This is a genomic window from Streptomyces sp. NPDC045021, assembly GCF_056432645.1.
In genome coordinates, this window is sequence record NZ_JBWKIQ010000006.1 from 396337 (window position 1) to 410270 (window position 13934).

14 protein-coding genes are annotated in these 13934 nt (G+C 70.2%); 7 read left to right on the plus strand and 7 right to left on the minus strand.

All coding sequences use genetic code 11. The features are described from left to right. Window positions 1-52: 52 nt before the first annotated feature. Entirely contained in the window at window positions 53-490 is a 438-nt protein-coding gene (locus AC07DC_RS21025; RefSeq protein ID WP_138352192.1) for a gamma-glutamylcyclotransferase family protein, read from the minus strand. 63 nt (window positions 491-553) lie between these two features. Between AC07DC_RS21025 and AC07DC_RS21030 the strand changes: the two genes are divergently transcribed. Further along, window positions 554-2002, plus strand: coding sequence for an NAD(P)H-quinone dehydrogenase (locus tag AC07DC_RS21030; RefSeq protein ID WP_478915897.1), 1449 nt, complete (start codon window positions 554-556; stop codon window positions 2000-2002). 163 nt (window positions 2003-2165) lie between these two features. Beyond that, the gene (locus AC07DC_RS21035; protein ID WP_478915898.1) at window positions 2166-3104 is read left to right on the plus strand and encodes a DeoR/GlpR family DNA-binding transcription regulator; all 939 of its coding nucleotides are present in this window, start codon (window positions 2166-2168) and stop codon (window positions 3102-3104) included. 231 nt (window positions 3105-3335) lie between these two features. Here the strand turns inward: AC07DC_RS21035 and AC07DC_RS21040 are convergent, their stop codons facing one another. Continuing rightward, window positions 3336-3896 carry a TetR/AcrR family transcriptional regulator gene (locus AC07DC_RS21040; RefSeq protein ID WP_478915992.1) on the minus strand — a complete coding sequence of 187 codons (561 nt, stop codon included), beginning with the start codon at window positions 3894-3896 and terminating at the stop codon, window positions 3336-3338. A gap of 130 nt (window positions 3897-4026) precedes the next feature. On the opposite strand from AC07DC_RS21040, the gene AC07DC_RS21045 reads away from it, so the two are divergent. Next, complete coding sequence (locus tag AC07DC_RS21045) at window positions 4027-5469, plus strand: MFS transporter (RefSeq protein ID WP_478915899.1); 1443 nt, start codon at window positions 4027-4029, stop codon at window positions 5467-5469. A 74-nt stretch (window positions 5470-5543) separates the two neighbouring features. On the opposite strand, the gene AC07DC_RS21050 is transcribed toward AC07DC_RS21045, so the two are convergent. Next, window positions 5544-7310 (minus strand): acetyl/propionyl/methylcrotonyl-CoA carboxylase subunit alpha, encoded by a 1767-nt coding sequence (locus tag AC07DC_RS21050; RefSeq protein WP_478915900.1) that lies wholly within the window; start codon window positions 7308-7310, stop codon window positions 5544-5546. A gap of 374 nt (window positions 7311-7684) precedes the next feature. Between AC07DC_RS21050 and AC07DC_RS21055 the strand changes: the two genes are divergently transcribed. Next, window positions 7685-8140, plus strand: a complete 456-nt coding sequence (locus AC07DC_RS21055; protein WP_478915901.1) for a hypothetical protein — start codon at window positions 7685-7687, stop codon at window positions 8138-8140. 35 nt (window positions 8141-8175) lie between these two features. On the opposite strand, the gene AC07DC_RS21060 is transcribed toward AC07DC_RS21055, so the two are convergent. The 4 genes from AC07DC_RS21060 to AC07DC_RS21075 all read right to left on the minus strand — a co-directional run bounded on the left by AC07DC_RS21060 (window position 8176) and on the right by AC07DC_RS21075 (window position 10908). Continuing rightward, complete coding sequence (locus AC07DC_RS21060) at window positions 8176-8778, minus strand: nucleoside triphosphate pyrophosphatase (protein ID WP_478915902.1); 603 nt, start codon at window positions 8776-8778, stop codon at window positions 8176-8178. 70 nt (window positions 8779-8848) lie between these two features. Next, complete coding sequence (mmpB, locus tag AC07DC_RS21065) at window positions 8849-8986, minus strand: morphogenic membrane protein MmpB (RefSeq protein ID WP_478915903.1); 138 nt, start codon at window positions 8984-8986, stop codon at window positions 8849-8851. 114 nt (window positions 8987-9100) lie between these two features. Next, the gene (locus AC07DC_RS21070; protein WP_478915993.1) at window positions 9101-9304 is read right to left on the minus strand and encodes an acyl-CoA carboxylase subunit epsilon; all 204 of its coding nucleotides are present in this window, start codon (window positions 9302-9304) and stop codon (window positions 9101-9103) included. 14 nt (window positions 9305-9318) lie between these two features. Then, window positions 9319-10908, minus strand: a complete 1590-nt coding sequence (locus AC07DC_RS21075; RefSeq protein WP_478915904.1) for an acyl-CoA carboxylase subunit beta — start codon at window positions 10906-10908, stop codon at window positions 9319-9321. A gap of 147 nt (window positions 10909-11055) precedes the next feature. Between AC07DC_RS21075 and AC07DC_RS21080 the strand changes: the two genes are divergently transcribed. The 3 genes from AC07DC_RS21080 (at window position 11056) to AC07DC_RS21090 (ending at window position 13927) form a co-directional block, all read left to right on the plus strand. Further along, window positions 11056-11895, plus strand: a complete 840-nt coding sequence (locus AC07DC_RS21080) for a biotin--[acetyl-CoA-carboxylase] ligase (RefSeq protein WP_478915905.1) — start codon at window positions 11056-11058, stop codon at window positions 11893-11895. Window positions 11896-12098: 203 nt separating this feature from the next. After that, window positions 12099-12446 (plus strand): hypothetical protein, encoded by a 348-nt coding sequence (locus AC07DC_RS21085; protein WP_478915906.1) that lies wholly within the window; start codon window positions 12099-12101, stop codon window positions 12444-12446. Beyond that, window positions 12446-13927 carry a C2 family cysteine protease gene (locus AC07DC_RS21090; protein WP_478915907.1) on the plus strand — a complete coding sequence of 494 codons (1482 nt, stop codon included), beginning with the start codon at window positions 12446-12448 and terminating at the stop codon, window positions 13925-13927. The genes AC07DC_RS21085 and AC07DC_RS21090 overlap by 1 nt, the downstream gene beginning before the upstream one ends. The last annotated feature ends 7 nt before the right edge of the window (window positions 13928-13934 follow it).

Genomic DNA, 13934 nt, shown 5'->3' on the forward strand with positions numbered 1-13934 from the left:
GAGGGAAGTTAGGACACCGCCGAGACGGGTGGCGGGCCGCGGTGCCGGTGGTTCAGCAGGGGCGCTTGCGCAGCTCCATCACGTAGTCGTGGGGTGCGCCGCACGACTCCGCCGCGTCCGCGATCTCACCGAGGTAGCGGGCGTTGGGCAGGCCGCCCTCGTAGTCGTTCAGCACATATGTCCAGGCGGCGACCTCGCCGTCCAGCGTGTGCACGCGCACGGTCGTCCGCCGGTAGATGCTGAGTGGTACGCCCTCCCAGCGGTCCATCGACTCCTCGTCGATCGGCGCGATGTCGTACAGCCCCACGAAGACCTGCCGCAGCGGGTCCTCGACCAGGGTCGCCAGGGCGCCTTCCCAGCCCATCTGCTCACCGCCGAAGGTGAGCCGCCAGCCGTCCAGCCAGCCGGTGCCGCGCAACGGGGAGTGGGGGGCGCGGCGGGTCATGAGCCGCGCGTCGAGGTTGCCTGCGTAGGCGGCGTAGAGCGACATGAGGACGAGAGTACGGGAGGGAGGTGAGCCCCCTGTAAGTGAACGCTTGGCGCGTGCGGGACAATGGGGTACGTGACTCGGATCGTGATCATTGGCGGCGGACCCGGCGGATATGAGGCAGCGCTCGTTGCCTCGCAGCTCGGCGCGGAGGTGACCGTCGTCGACTGCGACGGTCTGGGCGGGGCGTCGGTGCTCACCGACTGCGTCCCGTCGAAGACTTTGATTGCCACCGCCGAGGTGATGACCACCTTCGACTCTTCGTACGAAGAGCTGGGAATCATCGTCGCGGACGACACCCCGCCGCTGGAGCAGGCGGCGCGTGTGGTGGGCGTGGACCTGGGCAAGGTGAACCGACGGGTGAAGCGCCTCGCGCTGGCCCAGTCGCACGACATCACCGCCTCCGTCACCCGTGCGGGCGCACGCGTCATGCGCGGTCGCGGCCGGCTGGAGGGCTGCCAGACCGCAGGTGGCACACGGTGTGTCGTCGTCGAGGCGGCGGACGGCACGACGGAGACGCTGACGGCCGACGCGGTGCTCATCGCGACCGGCGCGCGCCCGCGCGAGCTGGCGGACGCGCTGCCCGACGGCGAGCGGATCCTGAACTGGACGCAGGTCTACGACCTGGACGAGCTCCCCGAGGAGCTCATCGTGGTGGGCTCCGGCGTGACCGGCGCGGAGTTCGCCGGCGCGTACCAGGCGCTCGGCTCCAAAGTGACGCTTGTCTCTTCGCGCGACCGCGTGCTGCCGGGCGAGGACCCGGACGCCGCCGCCGTGCTGGAGGACGTCTTCCGGCGCCGCGGCATGAACGTGATGGCTCGCTCGCGCGCCGAGTCCGCCAAGCGGGTCGGCGACCGGGTGGAGGTCACCCTGGCGGACGGCCGGGTCATCACCGGCTCGCACTGCCTGATGGCGGTGGGGGCCATCCCGAACACCACCGGCATGGGTCTGGAGGAGGCGGGCGTCAAGCTCAAGGACTCCGGCCACATCTGGACCGACAAGGTCTCCCGCACCTCCGCGCCCGGCGTGTACGCGGCCGGCGACGTCACCGGCGTCTTCGCCCTCGCCTCGGTCGCCGCCATGCAGGGCCGGATCGCGATGTACCACTTCCTGGGCGACGCGGTCGCGCCGCTCAACCTCAAGACGGTCTCCTCGAACGTCTTCACCGACCCGGAGATCGCCACCGTCGGCTACACCCAGGCCGACGTCGACAGCGGCCGGATCGACGCCCGCTGCGTCAAGCTGCCGCTGCTGCGCAACCCGCGCGCGAAGATGCAGGGCATCCGGGACGGCTTCGTGAAGCTGTTCTGCCGGCCGGGTACCGGGATCGTGGTCGGGGGCGTCGTCGTGTCGCCGCGCGCCAGTGAGCTGATCCACCCGATCTCGATCGCGGTCGACAACAACCTGACCGTCGAGCAGATCGCGAACGCGTTCACCGTCTACCCGTCCCTGTCGGGCTCGATCGCCGAGGTGGCCCGCCAGCTGCACACCCGCAAGACCGCGAGCGAGCTCTAGCCGCCAGTCCCGGCCGGGGGTTTGTAGCCGGGAGATGACCGGACGGTAACCGGGTGGTGGCGCCGTAAAGGCTCTACCACCCGATGGTCTCTTTTGTGCACGACTTCGGTTAAGTGGCGCAAAGTGCTGAAAGCAGACGGTCGTTGGCGTTACTGTCAGTTTCGTGTTCGCTGCAGAACGTCGCCAATTGATCCTCGAAATGGTGCGTGCCAACGGAGCGGTGTCGCTCCGTGAGCTCGCCCGTGTCGTCCAGACCTCCGAAGTGACCGTACGGCGGGACGTGCGCGCTCTGGAGGCCGAAGGACTGCTCGACCGCCGGCACGGCGGTGCGGTTTTGCCGGGTGGTTTCACCAGGGAGTCCGGCTTTCCGCAGAAATCCCATCTAGCGACCGCGGAGAAGACGGCCATCGCCGATCTCGCGGCGAGTCTCGTCGAAGAGGGCGAGGCCATCGTGGTCGGCGCCGGGACCACCACGCAGGAGCTGGCCCGCCGGCTCGCGCGGATCCCGGGGCTGACCGTCGTCACCAACTCCCTGCTGGTGGCGCAGGCGCTGGCACACGCGAACCGGGTCGAGGTCGTCATGACCGGCGGCACTCTGCGCGGATCCAACTACGGCCTGGTGGGCAGCGGCGCCGAACAGTCCCTCCAGGGACTGCGGGTGTCGCGGGCCTTCCTGTCCGGCGCGGGACTGACCGCTGAACGCGGCCTGTCGACGTCCAACATGCTCTCCGCGAGCGTGGACCGGGCGCTGGTGCAGGCGGCGGCGGAGGTCGTCGTGCTGGCCGACCACACGAAGCTGGGCTCGGACACCATGTTCCAGACCGTGCCCACGGATCTGATCACGCACCTGGTGACGGACGAACCGCCGCCCGGTGACGATCGCAGCGCGACCGAGCTCCAGGCCCTCGCGGACCGTGGGGTGCAGGTCGCCGTCGCGACCCTCGTCGGGGCCGACGCCATCGCGGCCGGTCGGCCGCGCCGCGAGATGCCGATGCCCGCGCCCCGGCGGCACCCGCACCCGGGACAGCCTCCGCTGCGCAGCGCGACGCCGCTCGGGGCGGATCAGCAGGCAGCCAGGATCGCCGACCTGCGGCGCCGCTAGGGACGGCCGCGGGGAGCTCCCCACGGACCCGGAGCCGGACCTAGAGCCGGACCCGGAGCCGGAGCCGGACCCGGGTCGAGGAAGGCCCGGCTTGCGAAGGTCCAGGTCACGCATGGTCCGGGTCGTGACGGCCCGGGGTATGGCAGGTCCGGGTCGTGACGGCCCGGGGGTATGACGGGTCCGGGTCGTGACGGCCCCGGGCATGACAGATCCGGGTCGTGACGGCCCGGATCACGCCTGCGCGGTGATCCCCGCCGGGGTGCGCAGGCCGTGCAGGGCCAGGTCCATCAGCCGGTCGAAGATCGCCCGGTGCTCCGGGTCCTTCTCGGCCACCAGCACGATGGCGTTCGTCAGCTTGAGCAGGTCGGCGATGTTCGTGTCCGTCCGCACCTCACCGGCCCGCTGGGCGCGCTCCAGCAGCGCCCCGCCCGCCGCGCGCAGCGGCGCCTTGCACGCGACCATCTTCGCGTCGCCCGCGGCCATGATGGCCGCTGCCAGCCCCCGGTACATGGTGGAGTGGACGGCGACCATCTGCAGCCACCTGACGAGCGCGTCGGTCGGTGAGTCCGCCGTCAGCAGCTCGTGTGCGCGCGCCGTCAGCAGCTCGACCTCCTGCTCGAAGACCGCGTTCATCAGCGCGTAGCGGTCGGGGAAGTGCCGGTAGAGGGTGCCGATGCCGACGCCCGCGTGGCGTGCGATGTCCTCCAGCGACGCGTCGGTGCCGTGCACGATGAAGGCCTGTCGGGCCTCGGCCAGCAACCGGTCGTAGTTGCGCTGCGCGTCTGCCCGCATCGCCACCTGCCTCCCAAGGTCCGGATCCCGGAATTCCAGGATCCCCAGAATGGCATTGTAGAACCGGAGGCGTCCTCCGTATAGTTTACGGAGGCACCCTCCGTTTCTCTCCGCTGGAGGTCTACTCACCATGTCCACATCCTTGAGCACCGCTCCGGTCACCACCTCCGCCCAGTCCCGGCGGCACCACCCGTTACTCGCTCTCTCCGCCATCGTCGGCACCCAGCTGATGCTGCTGCTGGATGCGACCGTGGTGAATGTCGCCCTGCCGGGCATAGGCGCCGACCTGGGCTTCTCCTCCACCGGTATGTCCTGGATCCTGAATGCCTACATCCTCGCGTTCGGCGGTCTGCTGCTGCTCGGCAGCCGGATCGGCGACCTCATCGGCCGCCGCCGCGCCCTGATCATCGGGGTGCTGGCCTTCACCGCCGCCTCGGTGGCCGGCGGATTCGCCACCGACGCGACGCTGCTGCTCGTCTCCCGCGCCGCCCAAGGAGCCGCCGCCGCACTGGCCGCGCCCAGCACGCTTGCCCTGATCACCACCACCTTCACGGAAGGCACCGAGCGCAACCGCGCGCTGAGCGTGTTCTCCGCGATCTCCGGCGCCGGCTCCGCCGTCGGCCTCATCCTCGGCGGGATGCTCACCGAATGGGGCTCCTGGCGCTGGGTGTTCTTCATCAACATCCCCGTCGGGCTGGCCATCGCCGCGCTCGCCCCGCGCCATGTCGCCGAGACGACCCGCCACCCCGGCGGCCGGTTCGACGTCGCCGGAGCGCTCACCGGCACCCTCGGCATGGCCTCGCTCGTCTACGCCTTCATCCGCGTCGCCGACCAGGGCTGGGGCGACACCCGCGCCCTGACCACCTTCGCCGTGGCGGCCGCGCTGCTCGCCGCGTTCCTGGTCAACGAGGTACGGGCCGAACGGCCGCTGGTCGTCCTGCGGCTGTTCGCCGACCGCAACCGGGCCCTCGCCTACGGCTGCATGCTGCTCGTTCCGGCCGGCATGTTCGGGGTCTTCTACTTCTCGACGCAGTTCCTGCAGGGCGTGCTGGGCTACAGCCCGCTGCGTACCGGCTTCGCCTTCCTCCCGCTGGCGGTCCCGCTCTTCGTGGCCGCTCGCACCGCGCCGCGCGCACTGGCCCGCTTCGGCGCCAAGCGCGTCGCGTCGATCGGCGCCCTGCTCTCCGTCGGCGGGACGCTGTGGCTCTCGCAGCTCGACGCGGGTACCGGCTACGCGGCCGCGCTGCTCGGGCCGCTGGCCCTGATCGGGGTGGGTGTCGGCTTCACGTTCATGCCGCTCACCACCCTCATCCTGACGGGTGTCCAGCCGCGTGACGCCGGGTCGGCCGCCGGACTGCTGCAGACGATGCAGCAGATCGGCGGCAGCCTGGGCCTGTCGATCCTCGTCACCGTCTTCGGCACCGCGTCCCGGCACGCCGGCGGAGGCGCGGCGGAGGTCTTCACATCGGGCGCCACCGCTGCCTTCGCGGCGGCCGCCGTCTTCACCGGCCTGGCGCTGCTGCTCGTCCTGGCCGTACGGACCCCCTCGAAGGGGCCCGCCGGCCGGGGTTGAACCGGGCGGGGACAGCGAAATGCCGGGCGGGCCCGAGGGGCCCGCCCGGCATCGTCATGTCACCGGTCCGCGGATCAGTCCTTGATCTCGCAGATCAGGGCGCCGGAGGTGACCGAGGAGCCGACCTCGGCCGTCAGGCCCTTGATGGTGCCGGAGCGGTGCGCGTTGAGCGGCTGCTCCATCTTCATGGCCTCCAGGACGACGACGAGGTCGCCCTCGTTGACCTGCTGGCCCTCCTCGACCGCGACCTTGACGATGGTGCCCTGCATCGGGGATGCCAGGGAGTCGCCGGAAGCGGCCGAACCGGCCTTCTTGGTGGTGGCGCGGCGCGGTGCCTTCTTGTTCAGGCCGACCGGCATGGACGCGACACCGAGCGACGCAGGGAGGGAGACCTCCAGGCGCTTGCCGCCGACCTCGACGACCACCGTCTCGCGGGCCGGAGCCTCTTCGTCCTCGCCACCGACGGGCGCGAACGCCGTGATGGTGTTCTCGAACTCCGTCTCGATCCACCGGGTGTGGACGGTGAACGGCTCGGTGGATCCGCCCAGCTCGGGGGCGAACGCCGGGTCGGTCACGACCGCGCGGTGGAACGGGATGGCCGTGGCCATGCCCTCGATGCGGAACTCCGCCAGCGCACGGGCCGCACGCTGCAGCGCCTGCTGCCGCGTCGCGCCGGTCACGATCAGCTTGGCGAGCAGCGAGTCCCAGGCCGGGCCGATGACCGAACCGGCCTCGACGCCCGCGTCCAGCCGCACACCGGGGCCCGACGGGGGCTGGAAGGTGGTGACGGTGCCGGGTGCGGGCAGGAAGCCGCGGCCCGGGTCCTCACCGTTGATGCGGAACTCGATCGAGTGGCCGCGCAGCTTCGGGTCGTCGAAACCGAGCGCCTCGCCGTCCGCGATCCGGAACATCTCCCGGACCAGGTCGATACCGGCGACCTCCTCGGTGACCGGGTGCTCGACCTGCAGACGGGTGTTGACCTCCAGGAAGGAGATCGTGCCGTCCACGGCCACCAGGAACTCCACGGTGCCCGCGCCGATGTAGCCGGCCTCCTTGAGGATGGCCTTCGACGCCCGGTACAGCTCGGCGTTCTGCTCATCGGTCAGGAACGGCGCCGGAGCCTCCTCCACCAGCTTCTGGTGGCGGCGCTGCAGCGAGCAGTCACGGGTGGAGACGACCACGACATTGCCGTGGCTGTCGGCCAGGCACTGCGTCTCGACGTGGCGCGGCCGGTCCAGGTAGCGCTCGACGAAGCACTCACCGCGCCCGAAGGCGGCGACCGCCTCGCGGACCGCGGAGTCGAACAGCTCCGGGATCTCCTCGATGGTGCGGGCGACCTTCAGACCGCGCCCGCCACCGCCGAAGGCGGCCTTGATGGCGATCGGCAGGCCGTGCTGCTGGGCGAACGCGACGACCTCGTCCGGGCCCGAGACCGGGTCCGGGGTGCCCGCGACGAGCGGGGCACCGGCGCGCTGCGCGATATGACGGGCCGCCACCTTGTCGCCGAGGTCGCGGATCGCCTGCGGCGGCGGGCCGATCCAGGTCAGCCCGGCGTCCAGCACCGCCTGGGCGAACTCGGCGTTCTCGGACAGGAATCCGTATCCGGGGTGGATCGCGTCCGCCCCCGATTCGGCTGCGGCGGCGAGCACCTTGGCGTAGTCCAGATAGCTGGACGCCGGGGTGTCACCACCCAACGCGTAGGCCTCGTCGGCCGCGCGGACATGCAGCGCGTCCCGATCCGGGTCTGCGTAGATGGCTACGCTGGCGATCCCGGCATCCCGACAGGCGCGGGCGACGCGGACTGCAATTTCACCGCGGTTGGCGATGAGCACCTTGCGCACGATGGCTCCCTCCTTGAAACAAGCCGAGTTTAGTTACTGACGACACTTCATGCCGAGTCACCCCTACAGGTGAGCTTGCCCACACGGAGGGTGATTCGAGCGCCGGTCGAGCGTCCTGGTGCCTGCTAAATCCACGGTACGACCCCATTCGTCCGGGTGGTTCAGGGTCCTTGGTGTGGTCCATGTCTCTCTGCGTAATCAGGGGCAGGATGCCGGATCCTTTGTGGGTTCTCCACGAATAGGGGGTGGAATCTTTGCTGGTCCGCCACCCCGAAAGGGTGGTGGGGTCATGGACCTTGCCGCGAGGCGTACCCGTTAGTAGCGTTCGCGATGCGTGATACCCGGGGTAACGGTTGCAGGTTGAAGGGGGCAAGGTGCGCAGAGGTCTGGCGGCGACCACAGCTGTAGTGCTCGTCATCGAGGCGATCGGCATCGCCTTCATCCATCTGGTGCTCGGTCTCGCCGTGCGCAACCAGAACATGTCCGTCGCCGGTCTCGACTCCGACGGCATGGCCATCGGCACCTGGGTCGGCGGCGTCCTGTTCGCGCTCTTCCTCATCGGCTGTGCCCTCGTCCCCGCGCGGATGGCGCTGCGTGACCGCCCGGCCGGCCGGTTCGGGCAGATCCTGCTCATCGTCAGCGCGGTCGTGCACGGCCTGCTGGGCGCGCTGGTGGTCGGCCTCGTCGGCTGGCCCGCCTTCATCTTCATGATGGTCGTCCTGGCGCTCCTTGTCGGCACCTTGCTGATGTACCCGGACACCGAGGACGCGGTGAGCGCCGCCGGTACCGACGGCAAGGTCCCGCCGCCGACCGCCCCGGCCGCAGCCTAGGACGTCACGGGCGGGACCGGGACGATTTGGACGGGTTACGCCGTCCAGAGGTCGGTGATCCGCACGTCCAGGTCGCCCAGCAGCCGCCGCAGCATCGGCAGGGAGAGGCCGATGACGTTGCCGGCATCCCCGTCGATCCCGTCGAGGAACGGGGCCGAGCGGCCGTCGAGGGTGAACGCCCCCGCGACGTACAGCGGCTCGCCGCTCGCGACGTAGGCGGCGATCTCGGTGTCGTCCGGCGACCCGAAGTGCACCGTGGTCGACGCGGTCGCCGAGACCTGCTTGCCGTTCGCGGTGTCGATGACGCAGTGACCCGTCTGCAGCACGCCCGACCGGCCGCGCATCGCCATCCACCGGGCGGTCGCCTCCGCGGCGTCGGCAGGCTTGCCCAGCGCCTCGCCGTCCAGGTCCAGTACGGAGTCGCAGCCGACCACCAGCTCGCCGCCGGTCAGTCCCGCCGCGACCGCCGACGCCTTCGCCTCGGCCAGCACCCTCGCCAGCTCCGCCGGGTTCGCGGCCGTCAGGGCGTCCTCGTCGACCCCGCTGACCACGACCCGGGGATCGAGTCCGGCCTGCCGCAGCAGGTTGAGACGGGCGGGGGAGGCGGAGGCCAGGACGAGGGGGCGGCGGGGGCTCATCGGGCCATCGTAATTCGGGCCGGCGCCGCGCCGGTGCCGGGGCGGGGTACCCGGGCGGGATGCCGGACGGTCAGCCGTGCCAGCCCACCAGCAGCATCAACAGGGGCAGGGTCAGCGCGATGACGAGGATCGCTCGCCGCAGCATCTCCTGTACCTGCCGCATGTCCTCCGGCGGCTCGTCGCGCCGGTCGCGGTCCGACCACAACATGTCTTCCAGGTTGCGCCCAGGAAAAGGCCCGCGCCTGAGTACGGGTACTCAAGCGCGGGCCGGCAGATGACTATTTCTTCTGCGGAGTCCTCGGCGGAATCCTCAGCGATGTCCTCAGCGGGGCCAGTACGACGTGCGCCACGCGCCGGGGCCGGGGCTGGGGACGGAGCGGGGCACGTTGTGGGCCGGGTCGGCCCACTCGTCCGTCCGCTGCGGGCCGTCGGCGCTGCCCGACGTGGCGGCGGCCCGCGCCTGGACCAGTGCCACGACGGCGGCAAGCTCCTCCGGGGTCGGATTTCCCCGCTCTACCTTGATCACCACGGGACGGCTCCTTAGAGGGGGATGTTGCCGTGCTTCTTCGGCGGCAGGCTCTCGCGCTTGTTGCGCAGCGTCCGCAGCGCCTTGACGAGGTGCGAGCGCGTCTCGGACGGCATGATCACCGCGTCGATGTAACCGCGCTCCGCGGCCACGTACGGATTCAGCAGCGTGTCCTCGTAGTCGGTGATCAGCTGCTGGCGCAGCTCCTCGACCGCCTCCGGCGTCTTCGCCTCGGCCAGCGTGCGGCGGTGCAGGATGTTCACCGCGCCCTGCGCGCCCATGACCGCGATCTGCGCGGTCGGCCACGCCAGGTTGAGGTCCGCGCCCAGGTGCTTGGAGCCCATCACGTCGTAGGCGCCGCCGTACGCCTTACGGGTGATGACGGTGATCAGCGGGACCGTCGCCTCCGCGTAGGCGTAGATCAGCTTGGCGCCGCGCCGGATGATGCCGTTCCACTCCTGGTCGGTGCCGGGCAGGAAGCCGGGCACGTCCACGAAGGTCACGACCGGGATGTTGAAGCTGTCGCAGGTGCGGACGAAGCGGGCGGCCTTTTCGGACGCGTCGATGTCCAGACAGCCCGCGAACTGCATCGGCTGGTTGGCGATGATGCCGACCGGACGCCCCTCGATCCGGCCGAGGCCCGCGACGATGTTCGGCGCGAAGAGCGCCTGCGTCTCCAGGAACTCGCCGTCGTCCAGCACGTGCTCGATGACCTTGTGCATGTCGTACGGCTGGTTGGCGGAGTCCGGGATCAGCGCGTCCAGCTCCAGGTCCTCGGCGCTGGTCGACAGGTCGGCCTCGACCGGGTAGGCCGGGGCCTCCGTCAGGTTGTTGGACGGCAGGTACGACAGCAGCGCCTTCACGTACTCGATGGCGTCCTTCTCGTCACCCGACATGTGGTGCGCGTTCCCGGACGTCGTGTTGTGCGTGCGGGCGCCGCCCAGCTCCTCCATCGCGACGTCCTCGCCCGTCACCGTCTTGATGACGTCGGGCCCGGTGATGAACATGTGCGAGGTCTTGTCGACCATCACCACGAAGTCCGTGATGGCCGGCGAGTACACCGCGCCGCCCGCGCACGGGCCCACGATCAGCGAGATCTGCGGGATCACACCGGAGGCGTGGGTGTTGCGGCGGAAGATCTCGCCGTACATGCCCAGCGAGGCCACACCCTCCTGGATGCGGGCGCCGCCGGAGTCGTTGATGCCGATGATCGGGCAGCCGGTCTTCATCGCCCAGTCCATGACCTTGACGATCTTCTCGCCGTAGACCTCGCCCAGGGCGCCGCCGAAGACGGTGAAGTCCTGGGAGAAGACGGCCACCGGGCGGCCCTCGACCGTGCCGTAACCCGTGACGACACCGTCGCCGTAGGGCCGGTTCTTCTCCAGGTCGAAGTTGGTCGACCGGTGCCGGGCGAGCTCGTCCAGCTCGACGAACGAATCCTCGTCAAGCAGCAGTTCGATCCGCTCCCGGGCGGTCAGCTTGCCCTTGGCGTGTTGCTTCTCCACCGCGCGCGCGGAGCCGGCGTGCGTCGCCTCCTCCATACGGCGGCGCAGATCCGCGAGCTTGCCCGCGGTGGTGTGGATGTCGTGCTCCGGCTCGGCCATGGAGGCGGCTCTCCTGCTCTCGTGGGTCCTGTCGGGTCCTACTTGACTGGCGAGTAACGCTGTTTCGTAGCGTAACGGCGGGACTGGTTCTCCAGCAGTGCGGCGTTGGACACACTCCGCTGCCGGGACATCTCCTAATCTGGGCAAATGACGACTCCCAACCGCTGGTCCGACCTGGAGCGCCCCCCTCTCGGCGAAGCCGCGCTGCGCCGCGCGGTCATCGCGCCGGACTCTCCCTGGACGTCCCTCGACGTCGTCGAGGCCACCGGTTCCACCAACAGTGACCTGGCGGAACGTGCCAACGCCGGAGCGCCCGAAGGCGCCGTGCTGGTCGCGGAGGAGCAGACCGCGGGGCGCGGCCGGCTCGACCGCCAGTGGTCGGCGCCGCCGCGCTCCGGGCTGTTCTTCTCCGTACTGCTGCGGCCGACCGACGTACCGGTCGAGCGCTGGGGCTGGCTGCCGCTGCTCGCCGGGGTCGCCACCGCCACGGCGCTCTCGCGGACGGCCGGCGTCGACACGGCGCTCAAATGGCCCAACGACCTGCTCGTCACCATCGACGGCGAGGAGCGCAAGACCGGCGGTATCCTCGCCGAGCGCGCGGGCACCGACGGCGTCGTCATCGGCATCGGCATCAACGTGTCGCTGCGCACCGACGAGCTGCCCGTCCCCGCCGCGGGCTCCCTCGCCCTCGCCGGCGCCAAGGGCACCGACCGCGACCCGCTGCTGCGCGCCGTGCTGCGCTCCCTCGCCGACTGGTACGGCGAATGGCGCGCGGCCAGCGGCGACCCGGCCGCCTCCCGGCTCCAGCAGACGTACGCGGCCGGCTGCGCCACCCTCGGCCGCGAGGTCCGCGCCGAGCTGCCCGGCGGGCGCGAGCTGGTCGGCACCGCGGTCGGCGTGGACGAGGACGGGCGGCTGGTGCTCGCCACGGCAGACGGGGAGCAGGCGGTCGGCGCGGGCGACGTCGTACACATCCGCCGCGCCTAGGGCGTTTCGTCAGAGTGCCTCCCCCCAGCTACCGCTGAGAGGTGCCCCCGGGCCGGGCTTTCGTACGGCGTGTCGCGATCTGGCACCCCCCGGGCGGAATCCCGGCCGCCGCTTGCCTTGCCGCACTCGCTACCATCCCTGGAACCGATCAGGACGGTTCACCCGTCCGATCGATCAATGACGTCGGTTCACGGGGGAAGTACATGGGAACCAATGATGATGCTGCCCAGCTGAAGATACGGGCGCAGCATTTGCGCGACTGCGCCAAACAGGCGCGCTCGCTCGCCCGCACGCTGGGCCAGTTCCTCGACGGTGTGGTCAAGAAGGCCACCCCGCGCGCCGCCAATCCGGCCGCGAACCCGGGGACCGCGATCTGGCAGGGGCCGTTCGCCGACCAGTCCACCCAGGCGCTGGTCAACCGGCAGCGCACCCTGCAGGGCATGGCCACAGCGCTGATGGCCGACGCCGGCCGCTGGGAGAACGCGGCGCAGCGGCTCGACGAAGAGGCGAAGTCCAAGGACAAGACCAAGGCCCCGGCGGGTGGTCACTGATGGCGTACCAGGGCTTCGACCCCGTCCAGCTGAAGGCGCTCGCGGGGGATCTCGACTCCCTCGCACAGCACGCCGGCGGGTTGCACAGCAAGCTGGCGGGGCTGCTGACCACCGCCCAGCAGAACCTGCCGCCCGGCACCCGCGCCTCGGGCGACCCGAACCTGCAGAGCCTGGTCGGCGATCTGATCCCGATGCCGTTCTTCGGCCGCAGCCGGCTGCCGGGTCTGCTCACCGGCGAGCTCGGCGACATGCAGGGCTCGATGAAGCGCCGCATCACGCAACTGGAGGCGCTCGTCGCGTTCCAGAAGCAGGGCTACCCCGTCGACCCGAGCATCGTCTTCCTGGACGAGCCGCCGCCGGACGGCAAGAAGGTCGACGCGGCCCTCAAGGAGCTGCAGGCCCTCAAGGGCAAGGACTTCGGCACCAACGGCAACCGCGACGATCTGGAGAAGGTCTCCCATCTGCTCGACGGGCTGACCGGGGCCGAGCTGGACGCGCTGGTCACCAAGGCGGACCCGGAGGACCTCGCGCGGTACGGAAAGCTGGCCGACTGCACCGACGACTCCGCCTGGAACCCGTTCGACCACAACGGCCTGCCGACCCAGGAGCGCCTCGACACCCTCGGCAAGATGCTCTCCAAGGTCGGCTGCGAGAACATGGTCAAGCTCACCACGGCCTTCCCCGGTGTGCAGCCGACGTTCACGAACACCGAGGCGTACAAGAACGGCGGCAACTCCCAGAACGGCCAGAACAACTCCGGTATCCACTGGCAGGTTCCGACGGACCCGCTCTTCAACGGCGAGCCGTCGGCGGACGACATCAACCAGCGGCAGTTCGGCGACTGCTGGTACGTCGCCTCCCTGTCGGCCGTCGCGCTGAAGGACCCGCAGTTCATCAAGGACGGCATCAAGCAGAACGCCAACGGCACCGTCAGCGTGCGGATCTGGGACAAGAACGGCAACAACCACTGGGTCACCGTGACCCCGGACCTGCCGACCGACACCAATGGCAACCCGATCAGCACCTACGGCAACGGCGACACCTGGCCGGCCTACTACGAGAAGGCGTTCGCCCTGGCCTACACCGGCGGTGAGGGCGGCTACGGCGGTATCGAGGGCGACGACCCGAAGGCGTCGGCGCCCTATCTGACCGGCCACGACGGCAAGGACGTCACCAAGAGCGTCTTCCTCGGGCTCGGTTCTGAGGACAACAAGGACCTGAACAACCTGAAGAAGGCGTTCGACTCGGGGAAGGCCCTGACGGTCTCGACGCCGAACGACGAGGGCCTGGACAAGAAGCACCCCAAGGAATGGGGCAACACCTACCACAGCAACCATGCCTACTACGTGCGCGGATTCACCAGCGACGGGAAGATCATCCTCGGCAATCCGTGGGGCACGTCGGGCTATCCGCCGCTCACCGTGACCCAGGAGCAGTTCAACAAGTACTTCCAGTCGCCCGAGGCGTACGACGTCCCCTGACGAACAC